The sequence below is a fragment of the Dechloromonas sp. TW-R-39-2 genome (assembly GCF_016864195.1).
Classification (GTDB): Bacteria; Pseudomonadota; Gammaproteobacteria; order Burkholderiales; family Rhodocyclaceae; genus Azonexus.
Genome location: NZ_CP045202.1, coordinates 973235 through 996249, shown reverse-complemented (window position 1 = coordinate 996249; position 23015 = coordinate 973235). Strand labels below are relative to the sequence as shown.

General features: G+C 60.6%; 16 protein-coding genes. 8 read left to right on the top strand and 8 right to left on the bottom strand.

What is annotated here, in order from left to right:
* Window positions 1–32 precede the first annotated feature (32 nt).
* Complete coding sequence (gene dnaE, locus GBK02_RS04850) at window positions 33–3506, bottom strand: DNA polymerase III subunit alpha (protein WP_203468621.1); 3474 nt, start codon at window positions 3504–3506, stop codon at window positions 33–35.
* A 145-nt stretch (window positions 3507–3651) separates the two neighbouring features.
* Between dnaE and GBK02_RS04845 the strand changes: the two genes are divergently transcribed.
* From GBK02_RS04845 to GBK02_RS04825, 5 genes are all read left to right on the top strand, one after another.
* Complete coding sequence (locus GBK02_RS04845; RefSeq protein WP_203468620.1) at window positions 3652–6459, top strand: ABC transporter substrate binding protein; 2808 nt, start codon at window positions 3652–3654, stop codon at window positions 6457–6459.
* Window positions 6460–6506: 47 nt separating this feature from the next.
* The gene (locus tag GBK02_RS04840; RefSeq protein WP_203468619.1) at window positions 6507–7310 is read left to right on the top strand and encodes an enoyl-CoA hydratase; all 804 of its coding nucleotides are present in this window, start codon (window positions 6507–6509) and stop codon (window positions 7308–7310) included.
* 78 nt (window positions 7311–7388) lie between these two features.
* Complete coding sequence (locus GBK02_RS04835; protein ID WP_203468618.1) at window positions 7389–8996, top strand: glycosyltransferase family 39 protein; 1608 nt, start codon at window positions 7389–7391, stop codon at window positions 8994–8996.
* Window positions 8993–10126 (top strand): exo-alpha-sialidase, encoded by a 1134-nt coding sequence (locus GBK02_RS04830; protein WP_203468617.1) that lies wholly within the window; start codon window positions 8993–8995, stop codon window positions 10124–10126. Before GBK02_RS04835 ends, GBK02_RS04830 begins: the two co-directional genes overlap by 4 nt.
* Window positions 10123–10671, top strand: a complete 549-nt coding sequence (locus GBK02_RS04825) for a hypothetical protein (RefSeq protein WP_203468616.1) — start codon at window positions 10123–10125, stop codon at window positions 10669–10671. Before GBK02_RS04830 ends, GBK02_RS04825 begins: the two co-directional genes overlap by 4 nt.
* On the opposite strand, the gene GBK02_RS04820 is transcribed toward GBK02_RS04825, so the two are convergent.
* From GBK02_RS04820 to GBK02_RS04810, 3 genes are all read right to left on the bottom strand, one after another.
* Window positions 10649–11452, bottom strand: coding sequence for a response regulator (locus tag GBK02_RS04820; protein ID WP_203468615.1), 804 nt, complete (start codon window positions 11450–11452; stop codon window positions 10649–10651). The genes GBK02_RS04825 and GBK02_RS04820 overlap by 23 nt on opposite strands.
* A 99-nt stretch (window positions 11453–11551) precedes the next feature.
* Window positions 11552–12106 carry a flavodoxin family protein gene (locus tag GBK02_RS04815; protein WP_203468614.1) on the bottom strand — a complete coding sequence of 185 codons (555 nt, stop codon included), beginning with the start codon at window positions 12104–12106 and terminating at the stop codon, window positions 11552–11554.
* A gap of 43 nt (window positions 12107–12149) precedes the next feature.
* A complete protein-coding gene (locus GBK02_RS04810) occupies window positions 12150–12854 on the bottom strand; it encodes a pirin family protein (protein ID WP_203468613.1) in 705 nt (234 codons plus the stop codon).
* A 104-nt stretch (window positions 12855–12958) separates the two neighbouring features.
* Here GBK02_RS04810 and GBK02_RS04805 point away from each other — a divergent pair, with 104 nt between their 5' ends.
* Together GBK02_RS04805 and GBK02_RS04800 are read left to right on the top strand one after the other, a co-directional pair.
* Window positions 12959–13870 (top strand): LysR family transcriptional regulator, encoded by a 912-nt coding sequence (locus GBK02_RS04805; RefSeq protein ID WP_203468612.1) that lies wholly within the window; start codon window positions 12959–12961, stop codon window positions 13868–13870.
* A 104-nt stretch (window positions 13871–13974) separates the two neighbouring features.
* Entirely contained in the window at window positions 13975–17169 is a 3195-nt protein-coding gene (locus GBK02_RS04800; protein WP_203468611.1) for an ABC transporter substrate-binding protein, read from the top strand.
* Between the two features lie 42 nt (window positions 17170–17211).
* Here the strand turns inward: GBK02_RS04800 and GBK02_RS04795 are convergent, their stop codons facing one another.
* The 4 genes from GBK02_RS04795 to GBK02_RS04780 all read right to left on the bottom strand — a co-directional run bounded on the left by GBK02_RS04795 (window position 17212) and on the right by GBK02_RS04780 (window position 22415).
* Window positions 17212–17838, bottom strand: coding sequence for a ParA family protein (locus tag GBK02_RS04795; RefSeq protein WP_203468610.1), 627 nt, complete (start codon window positions 17836–17838; stop codon window positions 17212–17214).
* Complete coding sequence (locus GBK02_RS04790; RefSeq protein WP_203468609.1) at window positions 17835–19160, bottom strand: TAXI family TRAP transporter solute-binding subunit; 1326 nt, start codon at window positions 19158–19160, stop codon at window positions 17835–17837. The genes GBK02_RS04795 and GBK02_RS04790 overlap by 4 nt, the downstream gene beginning before the upstream one ends.
* The gene (locus GBK02_RS04785) at window positions 19157–20131 is read right to left on the bottom strand and encodes a quinone oxidoreductase (RefSeq protein ID WP_203468608.1); all 975 of its coding nucleotides are present in this window, start codon (window positions 20129–20131) and stop codon (window positions 19157–19159) included. Before GBK02_RS04785 ends, GBK02_RS04790 begins: the two co-directional genes overlap by 4 nt.
* Before the next feature lie 133 nt (window positions 20132–20264).
* Window positions 20265–22415 carry a UvrD-helicase domain-containing protein gene (locus GBK02_RS04780; protein WP_203468607.1) on the bottom strand — a complete coding sequence of 717 codons (2151 nt, stop codon included), beginning with the start codon at window positions 22413–22415 and terminating at the stop codon, window positions 20265–20267.
* A gap of 243 nt (window positions 22416–22658) precedes the next feature.
* Between GBK02_RS04780 and GBK02_RS04775 the strand changes: the two genes are divergently transcribed.
* Window positions 22659–23012, top strand: a complete 354-nt coding sequence (locus tag GBK02_RS04775; RefSeq protein WP_239003173.1) for a hypothetical protein — start codon at window positions 22659–22661, stop codon at window positions 23010–23012.
* The last annotated feature ends 3 nt before the right edge of the window (window positions 23013–23015 follow it).

The window sequence follows — 23015 nt, the reverse complement described above, 5'->3', positions numbered from 1 at the left end:
CATGGCGCTATCCGCCTAGCCTCAGCCCCTGCCTAATAGATGATTTCGACGTTCTCCGGCTGCAACCAGCCGGTCAGCGCCTCCAGCAGCAGATCATCGAGCCTGACGCGGAACTTCTCGCCCAGCACCAGTTCGCATTCAGCATCCTTGTTGCGATAGCGAATACGAACCTGGGCCGTTCCCGGCACAAACGGCTGCAGTAGCGACTTCAACTTGCGGGCATCTGCCGCCGCGCCCATCCGCAACTGCAGGTGTTTGGCGAAACGCGCCCGCGCCTCGCCCAAAGTCATCAGCTTGTCGGCCGTCACGCTGTTGCTGCCTGAAAACTCGTCGTAGCGAACGCGCCCCTCAATGATCAGCACCTCATCGGTAACGATCTTGGCTCGTTCAGCCTCGAACAATTCGTTGAAGACGGTGACTTCGATCATCCCGGTACCATCATCCAGCTGAACGAACAGCATCTTGCCGCGCCGGGTCATCTGGGTCCGCACGCCAACGACCACACCGGCCAGCGCCGTCGTTTCCTTGGCCGGTTCCAGACGGTTCAGCGGCCGGCGGATGAAGCGCGACAACTCTTTCTTGCAGGTGTTGTAGGGATGGCCGGAGAAGAAGAAGCCGAGCGCCGTCTTCTCCTGCATCAGCTTTTCCTTTTCATCCCACGGCTTGACAGTGAGATATTGCGGCGCGTGCTCCTCGGCCACATTCCCGATATCAAACAAACTCGTCTGCATTGCATTGCGTTCGGCCTGATCAGCGAACTCCATCGCCACGCCGACGGATGCCAGCAAGCGATAGCGATCCGGCACTTCGCTGCCGGCAACCTTCGGGGCGATGCCATCGAATGCCCCAGCCTTGATCAGCGCCTCGGTTGTCCGGCGATTGACCATGCGCTTGTCGCAACGCTTGCAAAAATCGAACAAATCCTTGAACGGCCCGCCTTCTTCGCGTGCCTTCAAAATGACGTTCACGGCCTGCTCGCCAGTGCCTTTCACCGCACCGAGGCCATAGCGGATCGTGCTGCGGTCGACCGGCTCGAAACGGTAATTCGAGGCATTGACATCCGGCCCGAGCATCTTGAGCTTGTTGGCCGGCCCGACGGCATCTTCGTAGAAGATCTTGACCGAGTCGGTGTTGTCCATGTCGGACGACATGGTCGCCGCCATGAAGGCCGCGCAATGGTGCGCCTTGAGCCAGGCGGTGTGATAGGTGACGACGGCGTAGGCGGCGGTGTGCGACTTGTTGAAGCCGTATTCCGCGAACTTGGTCATCAGGTCGAACAGTTGCTCGGCCAGCGCCGGGTCGTAACCTTTTTTCTTCGCCCCTTCGGCAATCGTCGCCCGGTGGGCGGCCATTTCCTCGGCTTTCTTCTTGCCCATCGCCCGACGCAGCATGTCGGCGCCACCGAGCGTGTAGCCGCCGATGATCTGCGAAATCTGCATCACCTGTTCCTGATACACGATAACGCCGTAGGTCGGCGACAGACAGGCGGTCAGGTCGGGGTGGAAATAGTCGATCTTCTGCTGACCTTTTTTACGCAGAATGAAGTCATCCACCATCCCAGAGCCCAACGGACCGGGACGATAGAGCGCCAGCACAGCGATGATGTCTTCAAAACGGTCGGGCGCCAGCTTCTTGAGCAGCTTCTTCATGCCCTCCGATTCAACCTGGAAGATCGCTGTTGTATTGGCATCTTTCAGAATCTGGTAGGCGGCCGGGTCCTTGAAGCCGAGCGACATCAAATCGAGCTTCTCGCCGGTCATCCGGCGGATGTACTCAACAGCCAGCTCGATAATGGTCAGATTTCGCAGACCCAAAAAGTCGAACTTCACCAGCCCGGCTTTTTCAACGTCGTCCTTGTCGAACTGCGACACCGGCGAAGCATCGGCGCCGGTGGCCTGATAAATCGGACAGAAATCGGTGATCTTGCCCGGCGCGATCAGCACGCCCCCGGCGTGCATGCCGACGTTTCTGGTCAAATCCTCCAGTCGACCGGCCAGATCGAACAGCTCGCGCACGGTTTCACCGTCGCCGTCGCCCTCCATCATTTCCTTGAGCTGCGGCTCCTGCTCCAGCGCCTCGGCCAGCGACACCGGCTTGTTCTGGACAATCGGGATCAGTTTGGAAATGCGGTCGCACATCGAGTACGGCAGGCCGAACACGCGGCCGACGTCGCGGATCACCGCCTTGGAGGACATCGTACCGAAGGTGGCAATCTGCGAAACCGCCTGCGGGCCGTAGTGCTCGCGCACGTATTCGATGACGCGCCAGCGGTTGTCCTGACAGAAGTCGATATCGAAGTCGGGCATGGAAACCCGTTCCGGATTCAGGAAGCGTTCGAACAGCAGCGCGTATTCCAGCGGATCGATGTCGGTAATGCGCAGCGAGTAGGCGACCAGCGAACCGGCACCTGAACCCCGCCCCGGGCCAACCGGCACACCGTTTTGCTTGCCCCAGTTGATGAAGTCCGCCACGATCAGGAAGTAACCGGGGAAGCCCATCTGGAGAATGGTTTTACACTCAAAAACCAGACGCTCATCGTATTCCGGCCTGCGCTGCTGGCGCACCTCCGGGTCCGGATACAGCTCGGCAAGACGGATTTCCAGCCCCTTCTTTGCTTCTTCAACCAAATATTCACCGTCGGTCATGCCCGGCGGAATCGGGAAGTCAGGCAGAAAATTCTTGCCCAGCGTCATCTCGATATTGCAGCGCCGGGCGATTTCCAGCGTGTTTTCCAACGCCTCCGGCAGGTCGGCAAACAGCTCGACCATTTCGGCCTGGTTCTTGAAATATTGCTGGTCGGTATAGATTTTCGGCCGGCGATGATCGCCGAGTACATAACCCTCGGCAATGCAAACCCGCGCTTCATGCGCCTGGAAGTCGTCCTGATCGAGAAACTGGATGGGATGCGTTGCCACCAGCGGCAGCCCCAACTCGCCAGCCAGATCGGCCGTTGCCTGAACAACGGCCTCCTGCTGCGGTTGACCGTAGCGCTGCACTTCAAGGTAGAAAGCCCCGGGGAAAATGGCCTCCCAGGCTCTGGCCCGCTCACCCGCCAGTTCAAAATTGCCGTTAACCAGTGCTTCCCCGACATCGCCGAGATGCGCGCCGGACAAAGCAATCAAGCCATCGCTCCCTAGTTCGGCAAACCACTCGCGCCGGATCTCGGCACGATCGCGCCGGCCTTCGACCAAATAAGCCCGCGTCAGCAACTCGCATAGCTGCTGATAACCGGTGCGGTTTCTGACCAACAGCAGCAAGCGCGAAGCATCATCCGGCGCTTCCGGATTGGCAATCCAGACATCGGCACCGGCAATCGGCTTGACGCCCTTGCCCCGCGCGCCGGAATAAAACTTGACCAGACCGAAGAGATTGCCGAGGTCGGTCACGGCCATCGCCGGCATGCCATCGCTGGCTGCACGTTTGACGGCATCACCGATCCGGACGATGCCGTCGGTCACTGAATATTCGGAATGGAGGCGAAGAGGAACGTAGCGCGGGGGATTCATGGGTGCAATTTTACCTTTTGCCGCGAGCGCCCGCTCGGCCCACGTTACTTCGATCAGGAAAACAGCGGCCAACAAAGCCGTGTGAATTTAGACAAAGTATGTCGGGCGCGTTAATCTAGCCAAAAAACCAGAATGGAACGAGACAATGAGCCTACCGGCAAAGCGACGGGGAATGAGCGTTGCGCGCTTCGCGCTTCCCATCGCGACCTGGGCACAGCTTGCAGTCGCCTGCCTGTTCCTGGCCGGAGTATGGCAAACCGCATTTGCGGCCGCCGAAACACGGCAGGATATTCTGGTCATCTCGTCCTACCACACCGGCCTGCCATGGACGGATGGTCAAGTGGCCGGCTTGCGCGATGGCTTTGCCAATGCCTCGCCGCCGGTTGAACTGCATATCGAATTCCTCGACACCAAGCGGACGCCCCCGAGTCCGGCCTATCTCGCCCAGGCGGCGCGTCTGTTCGACGGAAAATACCGCCAGAACAAACCGGCACTGATCGTTGCCCAGGATGATGACGCGCTCGACTTTGCCCTTCTGTTGCGCAAGCCCGGTCAGCTGTTCCACGGCATTCCACTAGTGTTCAGTGGTGTTGCCGGCGAGAGGGCGGCATCGCTGAAAACAGAAAGCGACATCACCGGCGTATTCGACGATGCCGACATCAGCAGCAACATTGCACTGCTGCGCCGACTGATTCCCGGATTGGAACGAGTTGTTTTCATCCACGACCAGAGTCGCACCGGCCTGGCGCAAGCGCGTGGCGCAGCCATGCTGGCACGGGAAAACAGCGATCTTGCCTTCGAGTTTCTGAGCGATCGACCGGCACCGTCAATCCAGCATCGCCTGACGCAGCTCGATACAAAAAGCGGCGTTATTTTGCTCACGTTCAACCGCGACAGTGAAAATCGCACCCTGACGCATGCCGAAGCCTCGCAGTTATGGGCGGCAGCCTCGGCTGCACCGGTGCTGGCCAAGGAGGATGGCATGGTCGTACCCGGCATCCTGGGTGGGCAGGTAGTCAGCAGTCATCGCCAGGGGTTCCAGGCGGCCACCTTGGCACAGCGTATCCTGGCCGGAGAAAATCCGGCGACCATTCCGCCCGCCGGAGGCCAGACGGAAGCCATTTTTGAATATCCGACACTTGTCCGTTTCGGCATTGACGAACAAAACCTGCCATCCGGTGCCGAGATCAGAAATAAGCCGCAATCGCTGCGTCAAACGCACCCGCGCGAATTCTGGCTGAGCACCGCCCTGATCGGCAGCCTGGGGCTGATCGTCATTTTACTGATCAGCCTGACCCGCCGCTCGCATCGTGCCCAACTCGCCTTGGCCCGCAGCGAACGGAATTACCGGGAAATCCTGGCGGCGACCAACGAAGCCATCATCATCCAGGCCGCCGATGGCAGCCTGATTGAAGCCAACGAAAGCTTTTGCCGGCTTTACGGTTACTCGACCGATGAGGCGCATCAACTCAGCATCGGCGACCTCAGCAGCAACACACCGCCCTACACCCAGGCAGATGCCGCCCGCTGCTTGGAACAGGCGCTGGAACGCGGTGTACATATTTTCGAATGGCACGCCCGGCACAAGAACGGCCATTTGTTCTGGGTTGAAGTTGCCTTGCGCACCGCGGAAATCGGTGGCGAATTCCGCCTCGTCGCTGCGGTGCGCGATATTGAAGAGCGCAAACAGGCCGAATCCGCCCTGCGTGCCAGCGAAGAACGCTACCGACTCTTGCTCCGCCACTCGCCGGTCGGCATTGTGCACTTCGACCTCGATCTCAAGATCACCTACGCCAACGACCGTTTTTCCGACATCCTGCATGCCCAGCGCGACCGGATGATCGGGCTGAATCTCAATCTGGTACGCGACCAGTCGCCTATCCCCGCCTGCCGGAAAGCGACGACCGGCATGCCCGGTTACTACGAGGGCGAATACCAAAGCACCTTGTCCGGCCACACCACCTGGGTTTCCTTCCGCACCGCACCGGCCATCAACTCGCGCGGCGCCGTCATCGGCGGCATCGGGATTGTCGAGGATATTTCCGCCCGGATTGCCGCCGAAAAAGCGGTGCTGCGCCTGAACGAAGACCTCGAACAACGTGTCGAGGAGCGGACCAACGCCTTGCTCAAGGCCAATGCCGACATCCAGGCGGCGATGAAACAGCTGGCCCAGTCGGAACGGCTTGCCGCCCTTGGTAATCTGGTTGCCGGTGTCGCCCATGAATTGAACACGCCCCTGGGCAATGCCAATACGGTCGCCAGCACCTTGCGCGACCGGATCAAGGAATTGGGCGCAAGCATCGACAGCGCCAAGCTGACCAAGAATGGACTGCAGCGCTTCATGACCGACAGCAGCGACGCCGCCGCCCTGATCGAACGCAACATCGAGCGAGCCGCTGAATTGATCAACAGTTTCAAGCAGGTGGCTGTAGACCAGACCAGCATCCGCCGCCGGCGATTCGATCTGGCCCAGGCCATGGAGGAAATGCTGTCGACACTGCGCCCACGCATCAAACGCACTGCGCATCGGGTACAGGTCGACATTCCGGCCGGCATCATGCTCGACAGCTACCCGGGGCCACTCGAACAGATTGTCTCGAACCTGGTGCTCAACTCGCTGACCCATGCATTCGGCGACCAACCAAACGGCAAAATCCACCTCGCCGCCCACTGCGCCGGCGAGCAAGTGATCATCGAATATCGCGACAACGGACGCGGCATGGACGAGACGGAAGCCTCGCGTGCCTTCGACCCGTTTTTCACCACTCGCCTGGGTACCGGCGGTAGTGGGCTCGGTCTGTACATCACACGCAATCTGGCCAGCGACGTACTGGGCGGCAGCATCGAACTGGAAACAGCGCGCGGCAGCGGCACCCATTTCACGCTGCGCCTGCCGCTGATTGCCCCGTTCGCGCTCAGCGAACCCGACTCCGACAGCACCGACAGGCAGTGAACGCGGTACATTAACATCCCCTAATAAAACCACTGAGGAGACTGCCGATGACACAACCCGCCGCTACCGATTTTGCCCCGCTGGTCCTGCGCGATGACCGGGCCGATGGCCTGACCACGCTGACCCTGAACCGGCCCGGCCAGTTCAATTCCCTGTCCAGGGACATGTTGACCGCGCTGAAAGCCGAACTCGATGCGATTGCTGCCTGCGAAGCGATTCGTGTCGTCGTCATTGCCGGGGCCGGCAAGGCTTTCTGCGCCGGGCATGACCTCAAGGAAATGCGCGGCAATCACAGCAAGGAATTCATGCAGGCACTGTTCAGGCAATGCGGCGAACTGATGCTCGCCATCACGCAGATGCCGCAACCGGTCATCGCCCGCGTGCACGGCATCGCCACCGCGGCCGGTTGCCAGCTGGTCTCGATGTGCGACCTGGCGGTCGCCGCCGATGTCGCCAAGTTTGCCGTCTCGGGAATCAACGTCGGATTATTCTGCTCAACCCCGGCCGTCGGGCTGGCGCGCAATCTTGGCCGCAAGGCGGCGCTCGAAATGCTGCTCACCGGCGACTTCATCGACGCACTTGAAGCCAAGGTCAAGGGCCTGGTCAACCGCGTGGTCCCGGCCGATGCCCTGGATGCCGAAGTGGAACGTCTCGCCCAATCCATCCTCGCCAAGAGCGCGGTCGCCATCCGCATGGGCAAAGGCATGTTCTACCGGCAACTGGAGATGGGGCTGAGCGAGGCGTATGACTACGCCGGTGAAGTCATGGCCTGCAACATGATGAGCGAAGATGCCGGCGAAGGAATCGATGCCTTCATGCAAAAACGGAAACCGGCTTACAAAGGCTGTTGACCGCAGCACGGCCAAGCTCGGCGAAAGGCCGGACCAAACTCCGGCCAGCCGACCTGAAGCGGGTTAAAATCCCGCCCCATGCACGCCCACTCACCTGCTCGCCAGACCCTGCTGCTTTTCTTGCTCGCCCTTACCGTGCTGCTGCCCGGCATCTGGGAAGCGACCGGCCTGAGCGGCAAGGACGAGTTTTTCCTCGGCCTGCGCACGCCGATGGAAATGATCGAAGGCAATCACTGGCTGGTTCCCTTTCTTGACGGTGCGCCACGCATCCGCAAACCGCCGATGCTTTACTGGCTGGGCCGGGCCAGCTATGAACTGTTCGGCATTTCGATCGTCAGCACACGTCTGGTCGGCGTTCTTTTTGCCACCCTGCTGGTGGTCTCGGCCGCCGGGATTGCCCGACGTCTTTCCGGACGCCACGAAAGCGGCTGGCTGGCCGGCTGCATCCTGCTCGGTTGCCTCGGCATGGCGACAGAAGGCCGGCGTTTCATGCTCGATGTTCCGGTCGCCGCACTGTCGAGTGCCGCCTTCTGGACTTTCCTGATCTGGTTCGATTCCCGTCGTCTGGCCTGGTTGACCGCGACAACGCTGCTGCTCGCCGCCGGCTTCATGACCAAAGGCCCGATCGTCGCGCTGGTCTGCGGTGGCGGCACACTTGCGCTGTGGCTCAACGGGCGGCTGCGCCTCGCCGAATTGTCCCGGCACCGGCTGGCCCTGTTCGGCCACGCGGTGCTCTGGGCGGCCCTCTCGCTCCCCTGGTTTTTCATCGTCCGGACGCTTTATCCTGAAGCCGCCAACCTGGTACTGGCAGACGAACTGGAGTCGCGCCAGTTTTTCAACCTGTCGCCCGGCATCTTCCTCGGCCTGCTCAACATTGCGCTGCCCTGGGTCATCGTGTTCATCTACGCGGCCTGGAAAATGCGCCACGAAAATGGCGCGCCGCGTGTTGCCCTGCTCTGGTTCGCTGCCACTTTCCTGCCGTTTCTGCTGATCAAGAGTTTCGATCGCTACCTGATCGGCTCGCTTGTGCCACTGGCCATATTTCTCGCCCTGGCGCTGCCACAGGTCAAGGCGCGCTGGCCATTCCGGATCGGCGCCCTGCTCGCCCTCCTGTTTGGCGCGTTGCTCGCCGGCTTCTGCTTCTGGTTCAAGCTGGGCGGCTGGTACTGGCTGCTGCTGCCAGCCGCCTACCTCGCCTGGGCCTGGTGGCAGGAACGTGGTCGCGGCCACACGCTGGCGGCCCCCGCCATTTTCTGGATCGCCGTGCTGTGGGGTGTTTTCCCGGCGATCGGCGTCAACGCCGTACCGGGCGATGTGGTCGCCCTCGGCAAGGGCCGCCCGGTCGCCATGTTCGACGGCCCGCAACCGGCCATGCTGCCGATCCTCAGCGCCCAGGCGCATCGTCACTATGGCCGCCTGGATGCCTTCGACCTGGCTGAAATCAGCGCCCTGAAAACACCGGTTTTCGTTGAAGACAAAGACATTTCGCGCTTCCAGCAAGCGTTGACCGCAGCAGGCTACAGCGCAAACGAACTCGGTCGCTACGAGACGCTGGCTTCGCACGGCTCCGGCCTGCGCTTCGCCCGCGTCGGCAGCAACCGGGCCGACTGGCAAAATGCATTCGCCAGCCGCAGTCTCGCCCCCTTGCTCACCCGTGTTTTCTGGTTCGAGATCAGCCGGCCATGAGCAAGGAATCGCCCGCCTTGCCACGCTGGCTTCCCGTTCTACTCTTTGCGCTCGCACTGAGCGCCGCGTTCTGGCGCATCCCCAAACCCGAGGCGCCGGCCTTCGTCCCGCCGCCGCCCGCGGCAGCTTCAACGCTGCCGGCCATGTTCGCGGCCGAGATGCTGCCGAGCGCCGGCGAATCGGCACATGCCGCCGCGCTGGCCCAATTGCCCGACGGCCGCCTGGTTGCCGCCTGGTTTGCCGGTAGCCGCGAAGGCGCCGCCGACGTCGCCGTCTGGTTCAGCACACAAGGCAAAGAGGGCTGGAGCCGACCGCAAGCCATTGCCACCCGCGAAACAACCGCCGGCGGCACTTTCGCTTACGTGCGCAAGGTCGGCAACCCGGTACTTTACGCAGAAGGCGGCTGGCTGCACCTTTGGTATGTCAGCGTGGCCGTTGGCGGCTGGGCTGGCAGCTCGCTCAATCACAGCGTTTCGACCGATCACGGCAAAAGCTGGTCGAAGCCCGAAAAACTGCAGACTTCGCCATTCGCCAACATCAGCACGCTGGGCCGCACAGCGCCGATGGCGCTGGCCGATGGCGGCCTGGGTCTGCCGGTCTACCATGAATTCATTGCCAAACACGGCGAATGGCTGCGCCTTTCGGCCACCGGACAAATCATCGACAAAGTACGCATGACACACGATGTCCGTACTTTGCAACCAGCTATCGTTGCGTTCGACGCACAACGAGCCATCGCTTTTTTGCGCGACGCCGGCTCCGGCAGCAACAAGGTTCAGGTCACGCAAACAGACAATGGCGGCCAGTCATGGCAAGCCGGCGAGGCTTTGAACGTGCCCAATCCGAACGCCTCGGTCGCCGCACTGCGCCTGCGCAGCGGTCGCCTGTTGCTGGCCGGCAATCCGCCGAATGGGCGGGAAGCGCTGTTGCTCTGGATTTCAGCCGATGACGGCAAGACCTGGCAGGCCAGCCGAACGATAGAAACCGCACCGGATGCCGGCGCCGAGTTTTCCTACCCGGCCCTGTTGCTCGGGCGCGACGGACGCATTCACCTGGCCTACACCTGGCGCCGCCTGGGCATCAAGCATGCCGCCTTCAGCGAAGCCTGGCTGGACGAGGAAAAACCATGAACCCGGTGGCTTCCTACGGTCTACTCGCCCACAGCCTGATTTTCGGTGCGCTGATTGCCCTGCTCCCGCTCGGCCCGCTGCGCGCCCGTGCTGCGCTGGCCGCAACGGCGCTGGCCTTGCTCACCGGCATTGCGCCGGCCATGCACGGTTTTTTCGGTACGCCCTCGGTCACCCTGCTGCAACTGGCCATCCTCCAGCTGGCAGGCAGAACGCCATCGCCACTCGGCGACCGCCCGGCGCTGGGCCTGGTGATTTTTGCCCTGTTTTTCTATCCGGCCGCACTCGGCTGGGGACCATTCGACCCGTACGCCAGCGGTTACCAGCCATGGATGCTGCTCGCTGCCTGCATCCCTGTTGCAGCAGCGTTGAGCTGGCGACGACTTGATCGCTGGCTGCTGATCCTGGCAGTCGACCTGGCTGCTTACGCCAGCGGAATTTTCGCCAACCTCTGGGATGTGTTGCTCGACCCGCTGCTGGTCCTGGGTGCGCTGGTCGTCGTCTTGCTGAATGTCCGGCGACGGTTTACCGGACCAGGGAATCGCTGATCAGCTTGCGAATACTGCCGGCCTCGAAAGGCTTGTCGCAAATGGCCGACACTCCGGCCCGCTCGACGGCCGCCAGACGCCCCATGTTTTGCTCGCTGGTCACCATCAGCACCGGCACATTGTTCTGCCAGCTTTGCGTGCGGATATATTCGGTCAATTCACGACCATCCATTTCCGGCATGTTGTAATCGGTAATCACCAGGTCGACCATGGTGTCCTGCAGCAAGGCTACGGCCTGTTTGCCGTCGGCCGCTTCGGTAATCCGCTCGATGCCCAGCTCGCTCAACAAGCGGTGCAGATGGCGGCGCGAGGCGAAGCTGTCATCGACCAGCAGGACCCGGAGGTTTTCGATTTCGGACACGTCCATGTCGTCCGGTGGATTCAGGTAATCCGCCGCGGCATAAAGCGCCCGGGACAATTGCTGTTCATTGAACGGCTTGGTCACGATACTGCAGGCGCCGGACTGGCGAACCGGCTCCAGCACCTGGGGACGCGTCTCGCTGGAAACCAGGATGAAGGGAATCGATTCCAGTTCGGGATCGTCGCGCATGGCAGCGACCAGCTCGGTCCCGGCCATGTCCGGCAGGTAAAGGCTGCTGATCACGATCTGCCCACCGGCCGGTTTGCAAGTCAGGGCCTGCAGCGCAGCACTTCCGGTATCGACCGTTTCGATCGACTGGATGCCTTGATGCTGAAGCATGCGTCCGACCAGATTGGCCTGCATGCTCGAAGGCTCGACGAGCAGGACGGAAAGATCAGCCAGCGAGGTAGTCAGGGCCATGCGGTCACTCCGGATTGAGCAGTAATAACCGCACTATAGCAGTGCACCGCGATTCCGTAAGGCGATGCACTGCGAATGGGCCGGCGGCCCATCTCGGACTTAGCCGCGCAGGCGGGAAGCGACCTCGGCAACACGTTGACCGTAACGCTTGGCGGTATCCAGATCGCCTTGCGGAATTTCATCGACACTGGCGTCGGACGGCGACTGAACCAGCAGGCCGACCGAGCCGCCCAGGTTGTTGATGTCGGTACGTGCGGCCGCCTTGCTGTTGCTCGGCAACAGGCCGAGGCTGACCCAGATGCCGCCATGTTGCGAAGCCAGGGTCTGCAGGCCGATCAGCGTGACCTGCTTGTCGCCGTTCAGGCTGGCGCTGTTGGTGAAACCGCCAAACACCTTGTCCTGCCAGGCGCGCGTAAACCATGCCTTGGACGAGGCATCGGCAAATTTCTTGAACTGCCAGCTGGCTCCGCCCATATAGGTCGGCGTGCCAAAGATGATGGCATCGGCCGCTGCCAGTGCGTTCCAGTCGGATTCGCCGATATTGCCTTCGGCATCAATGGCGATCAGCTGAGCGGCTGCGCCTTCGGCAACTTGCTGGGCGACGCGCTGGGTATGGCCGTAGCCGGAGTGATAGACAACAACAACTTTGCTCATGGTCTTTCCTTTCAAAGGCTTGAATAAAAATCGAGGGTAAAAATTAGAAGGGAGGCAAATCGAAAAGCAGGAACTCGGTATCGGCCGCCGCCTGGAAAAGCAGCTGGCTTTCATCGGCAATCTTGGCGGCATCGCCGCCTGCCAGGAATTGGTCATTCAGGGTCAGTTGACCGCGAACAACGTGCACATAGGCTGCACGTCCGGTCGCCAATCGATAGTCGATCGACTCTCCGGCTGCCAGCACCGAGGCGTACAGGCGGGCATCCTGGCCGATCGTCGTGCTGCCCTCGGCCCCATCCGGCGAAGCAACCAGGCGCCAGCGGCCCCGCATTTCATCGACCGGCAAAGGCTGCTGCTCGTAACTGGCCGACGTACCGCGCACCGCCGGCTCGATCCAGATCTGCAGCAGATGAGTCTCGACGTCGGGCGAAGGATTGAACTCGCTATGCATGATGCCTTTGCCGGCACTCATGCGCTGCACCTCGCCACGCCGGATGACGCCGCCGTTACCGAGGCTGTCCTTGTGCTCGAGCGAACCGGCCAGGATATAGGTCACGATTTCCATGTCGCGATGGCCGTGCATGCCAAAGCCCATGCCCGGTGCCACACGGTCTTCATTGATCACACGCAGCGCACCCCAGCCCATTTCAGCCGGATCGTAATAATCGCCAAAAGAAAAGCTGTGCAATGCCTTTAGCCAGCCGTGATCGGCCCGGCCCCGCTCGGCAGATAATCTTGGAACAATCATGGCAACTCCTTGTGAACAATCGGTATGGCTTTGTCAGCATACTAGGCGTAGAGTTCAGGCATATCCAGCGAATTATTCCGGCACTATCGTTCAATAAAATTCACATGAAAATATCGCTCGAATTACTGCACATTCTCGATGCCATCGACTGCCACGGCAGCTTCACTGCCGCAGCCAGCGCACTGCACCGCGTTCCCTCGGCGCTGTCACACGCCGTTGCCAAGCTGGAAAGCGACCTGAATGTTGCACTGTTCATCCGCGAAGGACGACGCGCCAGCCTGACCCCGGCGGGACGAACCTTGCTTGACGAAGGGCGCCACCTGCTGCGCGCCGCCGCCGAACTGGAGCGGCGCGTCCAGCGTATTGCCACCGGCTGGGAGGCCGAACTGCGTATCGCGGTCGACATGATCATTCCGGTCGAACGCCTGTTCCCGTTGCTTGAACGTTTTTACGCCGACTGCCCGGTGACACAAATTCGCCTGTCCACCGAAGTGCTGGGCGGCAGCTGGGATGCGCTGGCCACCGACCGGGCCGATCTGGTGATTGGCGCACCGGGCGACATGCCGGCACGCAGCGGGATCAACAGCCGCCTGCTCGGCATGCGCACCCAGCAACTTTTTGTCGTTGCGCCGACCCACCCGCTGGCCAGTCATCCAACGCCGATCCCAAGCAGCGAGTTACGCCGGCATCGGGCCGTGGTCATCGCCGACACCTCCCGCGAGCTGGCCGCACGCACCATTGGCCTGCTCGAAGGGCAGGACATCCTGCGCGTGCCGAACATGGCAGCCAAGGCCGGGGCGCAAATTGCCGGCCTGGGTGTCGGGCATTTGCCGGTCTGGCTGGCCGGACCGGAAATCGCCGCCGGCCGGCTGGTCGAAAAAGCACTGGCCGATCCGCGACCGCCGATGCCCTGCCACATTGCCTGGCGAACCCGCCAGATCGGCAAGGCCCTTGGCTGGTTTCTCGGTGAGCTGGAGAAAAACGAACAAATCGAGGCGTTGACCGCAGGATTGTAAAACGCAAAAAAATCAGCCCTGGCGACAAAGCCGGCAAAGATGCACTTTTCGCCCTAGACTATCGTTACCTGTCTAGCCAAGCTGTTTTCGTAGCCCGACAAATCATGCCCGCCAAACTCATCCGCGTCTTTGCCTTTCTCGCTGCACTGATCCCGCTTTCACCGGTTCAGGCAGCAGAAAACGTCACCCTGCAACTGAAATGGACGCACGCCTTCCAGTTTGCCGGCTATTACGCTGCCAAGGAACGGGGCTACTACGAGGAGGCAGGGCTCAATGTCGAGATCAAGGAGGCACGGCCCGGGCTCGACGTGGTCGATGAAGTCGTTTCCGGCCGGGCCGAATTCGGCGTAGGCACCAGCAGCCTGCTGCTCGAACGTAAAGCCGGCAAACCGGTCGTCGCCTTGGCGGTCATTTTCCAGCACTCGCCGCAAATCATCGTCGCCGCCCAGCAAAGCCGGACACAAAGCGTGCACGACATCAGCGGCAAGCGCGTGATGATCGAACCACTGGCCGAGGAGCTGTTCACCTACCTCAAGCGCGAGGGCGTTCCACTCGACAACATCAAGCAGCTCGAACACAGTTTTTCACCCGGTGACCTGTTGACCGGAAAAGTGGACGCGATCTCGGCCTACATCACCAGCGAACCTTACTTTCTCGACAAAGCAGGCTTCGACTATCAAATCCTGACGCCACGCTCGGCAGGTATCGATTTTTACGGCGACAACCTGTTCACCCGCAGTCAGGAGGTCGAGCAACACCCGGCCCGCGTCCGTGCCTTCCGCGATGCCAGCCTGCGTGGCTGGCAGTACGCCATGGCCCACCCGCAGGAAATCATCGACCTGATCACCCGCCAATACAGTTCACCGGCCATGGCAGAGTTCCTGCGCTTCGAACACGCCCGGATGGAGCCGTTGATCCGGGCCGACCTGTTGCCGATCGGTTACATGAACAACGGCCGCTGGCAACACATTGCCGACACTTACGCTGAAAGCAAGATGCTGCCGAATGATTTCAGCCTCAACGGTTTCATCTACGAAACCAATCCGAAAATAGACCTGGAACGCCTGTACACCTACCTTGCACTGGCGCTCGGCATCATCGCCCTGATTACCGGTGCGGCACTGCACACCATCCGGACCAACCGGCAACTGAAACACAGCAAATCCGAACTGATGGTGCACAACCAGGTGCTACACCTGATCAGCCAGGGCACCCCTTTGCCCAAGGTGCTCGACGAACTGGCCCGGCGCGTCGAACTACTGCACCCCGGTGCGCTCTGCTCCATTCTCCTGCTCGATGAAAGTGGCAAGCACCTGCAGCACGGCGGGGCGCCCAGCCTGCCTGATTTCTACACCGAAGCAGTCAACGGCCTGGCCATCGGCGACGGTGTCGGCTCATGCGGCACCGCGGCTTTTCGTGGCGAACGGGTAATTGCCGAGGATCTTCAACAGCACCCATACTGGAAGAATTTCCGTGAAATCACGCGCCGGGCAGACTTGCACTCCTGCTGGTCGCAACCCTTCCTTGACCGCAACGCCAAGGTACTGGGCACCTTTGCGATTTACCACCGCCACCCGAGCAAACCCTCAGAGACAGAAATCCAGCTGATCCAGGACTATGCCAGCCTGGCCAAAATCGCGGTCGAACGAAAACAGACCGAAACGACCCTGGCGCAAACCCAGGCCAGCTACCGGCTGATCGCCGACAACAGCAGCGATGTCATTTGGCTGATGAATCTCGACGATCTACGCTTCACCTACATCAGCCCTTCGATTGAGCGCCTGCGCGGCTGGACGGCCGCCGAAGTGATGGCGCAACCGCTCGCCGCGGCACTGACCCCCGAATCGGCCGAGCGGGTCAACGCCACGCTGCACCACAGCCTGCAGCGCATCGCCGAAGGTGACCTGCAAGCCCGTTTCGCCACCACCGAAGTCGACCAGCCCTGCAAGGATGGCCGGATCGTCAGCACCGAAGTCGTCACCAGCATCCTGCTCGACGCCGCCGGGCAACCGCACCAGATCCTCGGCATTACCCGCGACATTACCGAACGCAAGCGCAATGAAGCCGAACTGGCTCGGCATCGAGACCACCTCGAAGCGATGGTCAGGGAGCGTACCGTTGCCCTGTCGATTGCCAAGGAAGCCGCTGAAGCAGCCAGCCGGGCGAAGAGCACCTTCCTGGCCAACATGAGCCACGAACTTCGCACCCCGATGAACGCCATCATGGGTATGACTGACCTGGCGTTGCGCCGGGCCAGCGATGCCAAGCAAAGCGACCAGTTGAACAAGGTGGCCCAGGCATCGCAGCACCTGCTGGCCGTGATCAATGACATTCTCGACATTTCGAAAATCGAAGCCGAACAGCTCAGCCTCGACAAGGTCGATTTTTCGCTCGACAGCGTGATGAGCAATCTGCACGGGCTGGTTGCCCCGCTGTTCAGCCGCAAGGGACTCGAATTCCTGATCGACCTGCCCGAGGAGCTCAACCATCTGCCGCTCAAGGGCGACCCTTTGCGCCTGGGCCAGATCTTGCTCAACCTGAGCAGCAATGCGATCAAGTTCACCGACCAGGGCAGCATCGTCGTGCGGGCCCATGTCGCCTATTCGGACAATGAGGAAGTCCTGATCCATTTCTCGGTCAAGGACACGGGCATCGGCATTTCGGCGGAAGATCAACGACGCCTGTTCATGGCTTTTGAACAGGCCGACAGCTCGACCACCCGCCACTACGGCGGCACCGGTCTGGGGCTGGCAATCAGCAAGCGCCTGGCCCAGATGATGGGCGGCACGATCGGCGTCGAAAGCAAACCCGGCGCGGGCAGCCTGTTCTGGTTCTCGGCCCGCTTCGCCAAAGTCGACGGACTTTCCGGGCAAACGCCTGCGGACCCCGCGATGCCGGCAGAAATGGTGCTGCGCACGCATTATGCCGGTAGACGCGTGCTACTCGCCGAGGACGAACCGATCAACCAGGAAGTCTCACGCGGCCTGCTCGAAGAAGCCGGCTTGCAGGTTGATCTGGCTGAAAACGGGGTCATCGCCGTCGCCCTCGCCGAGCAAACCCCTTACGCCCTGATCCTGATGGACATGCAAATGCCGGAACTGAACGGGCTCGACGCCACCAAGGCCATCCGCAGCCAACCCGGCCACGCCAAGACGCCAATTATTGCGATGACCGCCAACGCTTTCGGCGAAGATCGCCAGCGCTGCCTGATGGCCGGCATGAACGATCACATCGGTAAACCGGTGGACCCCGACCTGCTGTTTGCCACCTTGCTTCAATGGCTGCAGGCATCATCCTGAGCAAAAAGCCCCGAATGTCGCGGTCGACCGCGCCAACGGGGATTATTCGGTTTCCGCCCAGTCAATGATCGCCCGCCACTGCTCAAGATCCCGCTCGGCGCGCGAGGGCGGCAAATCGAAAATCGTCATCCCCGCCGCCGTTGCCTGGACATAGGTTTGCGTATCGCGCAAATAGGCCAGGACCGGCAGATCGAAGGTTGCAAAAAACTTCTCCAGTTCGCCGGCGGCCCGTGTCCTGGCATCAACCCGCATGCCAATCACGGCAACGTCGGCCTTGCCCTTGCGGACCGCCTTTTCGGAAAGCAGCTCGGTCAGGAAGTGACGCGTCGCCAGCATATCGAACATCGACGGCTGGACAGGAACGATAACGCGGGTTGATAACTTGAGTACTTTTTCAAGCATCTTGCCATGCAGGCCGGCCGGGGTATCGAGGACGACATGCGTCGTCCCCTTGGGCGGACGCGCGATATTGTCATGGCCGATATCCCAGGTATCGATACTCGGCAACTCAAACGGCCGGATCGCCAACCATTCGCGTGAAGATTGCTGACGATCGATATCCCCCAGCATCACATCGTGACGTTTCGAGGCGAAATAGCCGGCCAGATTGGTGGCCAGCGTACTTTTCCCCGAGCCGCCCTTCGGATTGGCGACGAGAAAGGCTTTCATGCGGATTGTTCCAGTTTACTCAAGGTCCGGCGCACCAGATTGACGTGTTCCCGCAAGGTATAAACCAGATCGGTAAAACCAAGCGGCACATGCAACTGGCTGGCTTCATCATCGAGGGCATCGAGACGGCTGCGGTACTCTCCCAGCAAGGCCATGTCGAAGTGGTTCTTGAGATCATCCTCAAGAAACTTCAGCTCGCCGTAACAACGGAAAATTTTGGAGCGCACCCGCCACGTATAAATTGCCGGCGCAATTTTGAGCAAGGGAATAAGCAGGGCAACAATCGGGACAAGCAGAACGATCAGACGATCGATCAGGACCGCCAGCCAGAACGGCAGGTAGCGCTGCAGGAAAGGCGAGCCAGACTTGAAATAACGGGTTGCCTCGGAGGAGGCCGGCAGCATGTGATCCTTGTAGGCAGGAAATTCGCCTGCCCGCTGGAAAAAGCCCGATTTGCCATGCACTTCGCTGGCCGCCTGGAGCAGCAGCGTCTGCAAGGCCGGATGCAGGTCGTCGCGGACAATCAGGTTGGCAGTCGGTGCCAGCAAGGTGACGTCGGCCGGCGGAAAATCACGAACCAGATCAGCCACGCCATGCGGCATGGTCAGTTTGGTCAGGAAACCAAAGCGCCGCTGATAAGCATCAGCCTGTGCAAAGCTCATCACCTTGATGCCGGGCGAACGGAGCAACAACTGGACCACAGGTGCCTTCTCGGAAGCAATGACAAAAACAGCATCGACCCGCCCCTGCTGCAACTCCTCAGCCGCTTTCAGACCGGAGAGCGGAACCAGGTGATCCCCAGCCGGAATTTCATTGGCTTTCAGCAATTGCTGCGCCAATTGACGGACGCCCGACCCTTCCTGACCAATGGCCAGGCGCTTGCCGCGCAGATCGGTCAAGCGATCGAGGTGCTTCTCGCCACGATAAAAGACCCAGACCGGCTCGTAAAACATGCTGCCAAGCGAAAGCAGGCCGGAATCGTCTTCGGCGTCGGGGTCATCCTTCGGCTCGACCACACCGCCCTGCACGAACCCGAGTTGTGCCTCATCCTTTTTCAAGCGATCGAGATTCTCCAGCGAACCGGCTGAAGCCCTGACTTCAAGTGTCACGCCATCCCTGGCCAGAATGGTCGCGTAGCGTTGCGCAAACTGGTAGTAAGCCCCGCTTTCGCTACCGGTTGTGATGACGATCTTTTTGGGCGGCGCCGGTTCGACAAACTGGTAGGCAACGACAAAACCGATGCCGACAATCAGGAATATCCACCAGGCGGTGGCAAAAAGATCGCGTAGAGAGAGCAGTCCTGCCTTGATCTTGGCCATCATGGAATCAGAATCGTCGAACCGGTGGTTTTACGCGCTTCCAGATCGCGGTGTGCCTGGATGGCATCCTTCAGGGCATAACTCTGATTCACCTCGATGCGCACCTTACCGGAAGCCACGACCTCAAACAACTCCGCCCCGAGCGCCTCCAGATCGGCCCGTTTCGCGGTGTAATTCATCAGTGTCGGCCGGGTCACGAAAAGCGAGCCTTTTTGTGACAGCAACAGCAAGTCGAGCGGATCGACCGGACCGGACGCATTGCCGTAGCTGACCAGCAAGCCCATCGGCCGAAGGCTGTCCAGCGAGCCCATGAAAGTATCCTTGCCAACGCCGTCATACACCACCGGCACACCCTCGCCCCCGGTGATCTCGCGCACACGCGCCACAAAGTCTTCACTGCTGTAATTGATCACGTGATCACAACCATGCGCACGGGCGATATCGGCCTTGGCCGTCGAGCCGACCGTGCCGATCACCGTTGCACCAAGCGCCTTGGCCCACTGGCAGGCAATCAGGCCGACACCGCCGGCGGCGGCATGGATCAGCACGGCATCGCCGGCCTGCACACGGTAAGTACGCCGCAACAGGTATGCCGTGGTCAGCCCTTGGAGCATCATTGCAGCCGCCGTATTGAACGCAATACTGGCCGGCAGTTGCAGCAGACGGTGCGCCGGAATGTTGCGAACTTCAGCATATGCCCCGACCGGGCCACCAGCATAGGCAACACGGTCGCCTACCTTGACTTCGGTCACGCCGGCCCCGACCGCTTCGACGACACCGGCGCCTTCCAACCCGATACCACTGGGCAAGGCCAGCGGATACAAGCCGGTCCGGTGGTAGGTATCGATAAAATTCAGGCCAACCGCATGATGGCGAACCGTTGCCTCACCGGCGGCAGGAGAGGGAAGATCGACCGTTTCCCAGGCAAGCACCTCTGGCCCCCCGGTTTTATTAAGACGAATCGCGTGAACCATCAGAGTCTCCTGTCAGCCGTGATCAGTGGTCGTAAAAACCTGAGCGTACCATCTGCCCGGCATTTCGATCCACCGTCACGCGCGATCCCGGCGGGCCTTCCGCACGTCAGCCCACCTCAAAGCCTCCCGGTCGCTAGACCGGCGTCAACTTGGCATATTCCAGTGCCAGCCATTTCATCCCGGCACCGCCAAAGTTGACCTGAACGCGCGCATCGGCGCCGCGCCCCTCGGTTGACACGATGACGCCCAGACCGAACTTGGCATGCTCGACACTTTGTCCAATGCGCAATCCCCCGGCCACCGGCGCAGCGGCATAACCGCCGCCCCCGAAGGACGAAACAGCAGGCGCCGCAGCCACCTTCTTGTTCAGCCGAAGCAGCAACTCCGGCGGAATTTCCTCAAAGAAGCCGGAAGGTACGCAATAGCGGGTCTGGCCATGCAACATGCGGGTCTGCGCCGATGAAAGATAGAGTCGCTGACGCGCCCGGGTCACCGCGACGTACATTAGCCGGCGTTCTTCCTCCAACCCTTCGCGCCCCTGATTGACTGAGTTTTCGTGCGGAAACAGCCCCTGCTCCAGGCCACTGATGAAAACCACATCGAACTCCAGGCCCTTGGCGGCGTGCACCGACATCAGCTGAACCGCCTCCTGGCCTTCGCCAGCCTGATGCTCACCAGCCTCGAGCGAGGCATGGGTCAGGAAGGAAACCAGCGCCCCACCTTCGGCCTGATGGCCGAGCACCACACCGTCGTCATCGACGAAGGTCGCTGCAGCATTGATCAATTCATCAAGATTTTCCAGCCGCTCCTGCCCCTCTTTCTCGGTCCGGTAATGCTGAGCCAGCCCTGACTTTTCGACGATATGTTCGACAATTTCCGGCAACGGCAGATTTTCCGTTTCCTGACGCAGGGTTTCGATCAGGCGGATAAATGCACCGACCGTCTGCCCGGCCTTGCCGGTCAGCGAAGCTGCCGCGTTGTAGAGGCTGGAATTGAATTGATGCGCCGTCGCCTGGAGATTCTCCAGTGAACGCGCCCCGATGCCGCGCGTTGGGAAGTTGACGACGCGCAGGAAAGCCGTGTCGTCATCCGGATTGCCGAGCAGGCGCAGATAGGCCAGCGCGTGCTTGATTTCCTGCCGCTCGAAGAAGCGCAAGCCACCATAAACCTTGTACGGTACGCCCTTGGCGAACAGTTCGTGCTCCAGCACGCGGGACTGGGCATTCGAGCGATAAAGGATGGCGCACTGCGTTGGCGCCGTGCCTTCGCGCACCAGATCGCGAATTTCATCGACCACAAAACGCGCCTCGTCGAGGTCGGAATAGCCTTCGAAAACGCGAATCGGCTGACCTTCGCCGGCATCGGTCCACAAATTCTTGCCGAGACGTTCGCGGTTGTGCTTGATCAGCGCATTGGCGGCAGCCAGGATGTTGCCGTGCGAACGATAGTTCTGCTCCAGCCGGATGATGTTGTCGCCAGCGTAGTCGCGCTCGAAATCGCGCATGTTGCCGACTTCCGCACCGCGAAAAGCGTAAATGCTCTGGTCGTCATCGCCCACGGCAAAGACCTTGGCACCGCCGCCGGCCAGTAGCTGCAGCCAGGCATACTGGAGTTTGTTGGTGTCCTGCACCTCATCGACCAGCACGTAACGGAAGCGCTCCTGGTAATGCTTGCGCAGCGGCTCGTTGCGCTGCAGCAGCTCGTAGCAACGCAACAGCAGTTCGGCAAAATCGACGACGCCTTCGCGATTGCACTGATTTTCGTATTCGGCGTACAGCTCGACACGTTTCTGCGTGTAGTTGTCGTAAGCCTCGGCCTGTGCCGCACGGACACCCTGCTCCTTGTGCGCGTTGATGAAATGGCAAAGCTCGCGAGGCGGATATTTTTCGTCGTCGATGTTCAGGTTTTTCAACAGACGCTTGATCATCGCCAGCTGGTCGGCTGTATCGAGGATCTGGAAGGTCTGCGGCAACCCGGCTTCGCGGTAATGCGCTCGGAGCATGCGGTTGCACAAGCCGTGGAAGGTGCCGATCCACATGCCACGCGTGTTGATCGGGACCAGCGACGAGAGGCGAGCCGTCATTTCCTTGGCCGCCTTGTTGGTGAAGGTGACGGCCAAGATGCCGTGCGGCCCGACCTGTCCGGTCGACATCAGCCATGCGATGCGCGTCGTCAGCACGCGTGTCTTGCCGCTACCGGCACCGGCGAGGATCAGGGCATGCACATGCGGCAACGTGACCGCCTGTAATTGCGGAGGATTCAGATTGGCAAGCAGATCAGACATGGACTCTCGACGATAAAAAACAGGGCGTCATATGACCCCGGCAAAACAGGAAAAATGGTCAGACCAATCTGTTGCAATGATGCAACGCAGCAATTGGTTTTGAACATTTATTTACAAGCAGACAAATGGCTCAGCAGTATACTTCCCAAAAAATATATTGCAGTGCACAAAACTTTTTTGCCCACAAGGCAGTCATAGCATTCGAGTGGTTACCACCACCCAGTACCAAAACGGAGAAACAGCATGAAAAACAATATGTCAGCCCCAAAGATCCTGCCCTGGATTGCCCGGAAAGCAGGCATCAGTGACGAACTGGCCCTTAAACTCTGGCGCCGCGCCGTATCGGAAGCCGAGCATCTGACCGGTCACGACAGCGGTGCCGAATATTATGGCCTGGCCGTCGAACGTTTTCTTGCCATCGTGGAAGATGAAGTGGGTGGCACCCCGGCTTACCGCCTGGACCCGGCCCCCCGCATTTCCTGGATGTGGCATCACCAGACCCGGATGTCGCTGCTTTCCCTGATGGCCGCCCAGAATGCTTACCGCTACTGGCAAACAACCTGGGAAAACATGAATCCGGCAAAAAAAGCCGCGTGACCG

What these genes read in the sequence shown, in the direction of transcription:
- dnaE (WP_203468621.1), bottom strand. Translation starts at nt 3,506, where the DNA reads ATGAATCCCCCGCGCTACGTTCCTCTTCGCCTCCATTCCGAATATTCA.
- GBK02_RS04845 (WP_203468620.1), top strand. Translation starts at nt 3,652, where the DNA reads ATGAGCCTACCGGCAAAGCGACGGGGAATGAGCGTTGCGCGCTTCGCG.
- GBK02_RS04840 (WP_203468619.1), top strand. Translation starts at nt 6,507, where the DNA reads ATGACACAACCCGCCGCTACCGATTTTGCCCCGCTGGTCCTGCGCGAT.
- GBK02_RS04835 (WP_203468618.1), top strand. Translation starts at nt 7,389, where the DNA reads ATGCACGCCCACTCACCTGCTCGCCAGACCCTGCTGCTTTTCTTGCTC.
- GBK02_RS04830 (WP_203468617.1), top strand. Translation starts at nt 8,993, where the DNA reads ATGAGCAAGGAATCGCCCGCCTTGCCACGCTGGCTTCCCGTTCTACTC.
- GBK02_RS04825 (WP_203468616.1), top strand. Translation starts at nt 10,123, where the DNA reads ATGAACCCGGTGGCTTCCTACGGTCTACTCGCCCACAGCCTGATTTTC.
- GBK02_RS04820 (WP_203468615.1), bottom strand. Translation starts at nt 11,452, where the DNA reads ATGGCCCTGACTACCTCGCTGGCTGATCTTTCCGTCCTGCTCGTCGAG.
- GBK02_RS04815 (WP_203468614.1), bottom strand. Translation starts at nt 12,106, where the DNA reads ATGAGCAAAGTTGTTGTTGTCTATCACTCCGGCTACGGCCATACCCAG.
- GBK02_RS04810 (WP_203468613.1), bottom strand. Translation starts at nt 12,854, where the DNA reads ATGATTGTTCCAAGATTATCTGCCGAGCGGGGCCGGGCCGATCACGGC.
- GBK02_RS04805 (WP_203468612.1), top strand. Translation starts at nt 12,959, where the DNA reads ATGAAAATATCGCTCGAATTACTGCACATTCTCGATGCCATCGACTGC.
- GBK02_RS04800 (WP_203468611.1), top strand. Translation starts at nt 13,975, where the DNA reads ATGCCCGCCAAACTCATCCGCGTCTTTGCCTTTCTCGCTGCACTGATC.
- GBK02_RS04795 (WP_203468610.1), bottom strand. Translation starts at nt 17,838, where the DNA reads ATGAAAGCCTTTCTCGTCGCCAATCCGAAGGGCGGCTCGGGGAAAAGT.
- GBK02_RS04790 (WP_203468609.1), bottom strand. Translation starts at nt 19,160, where the DNA reads ATGATGGCCAAGATCAAGGCAGGACTGCTCTCTCTACGCGATCTTTTT.
- GBK02_RS04785 (WP_203468608.1), bottom strand. Translation starts at nt 20,131, where the DNA reads ATGGTTCACGCGATTCGTCTTAATAAAACCGGGGGGCCAGAGGTGCTT.
- GBK02_RS04780 (WP_203468607.1), bottom strand. Translation starts at nt 22,415, where the DNA reads ATGTCTGATCTGCTTGCCAATCTGAATCCTCCGCAATTACAGGCGGTC.
- GBK02_RS04775 (WP_239003173.1), top strand. Translation starts at nt 22,659, where the DNA reads ATGAAAAACAATATGTCAGCCCCAAAGATCCTGCCCTGGATTGCCCGG.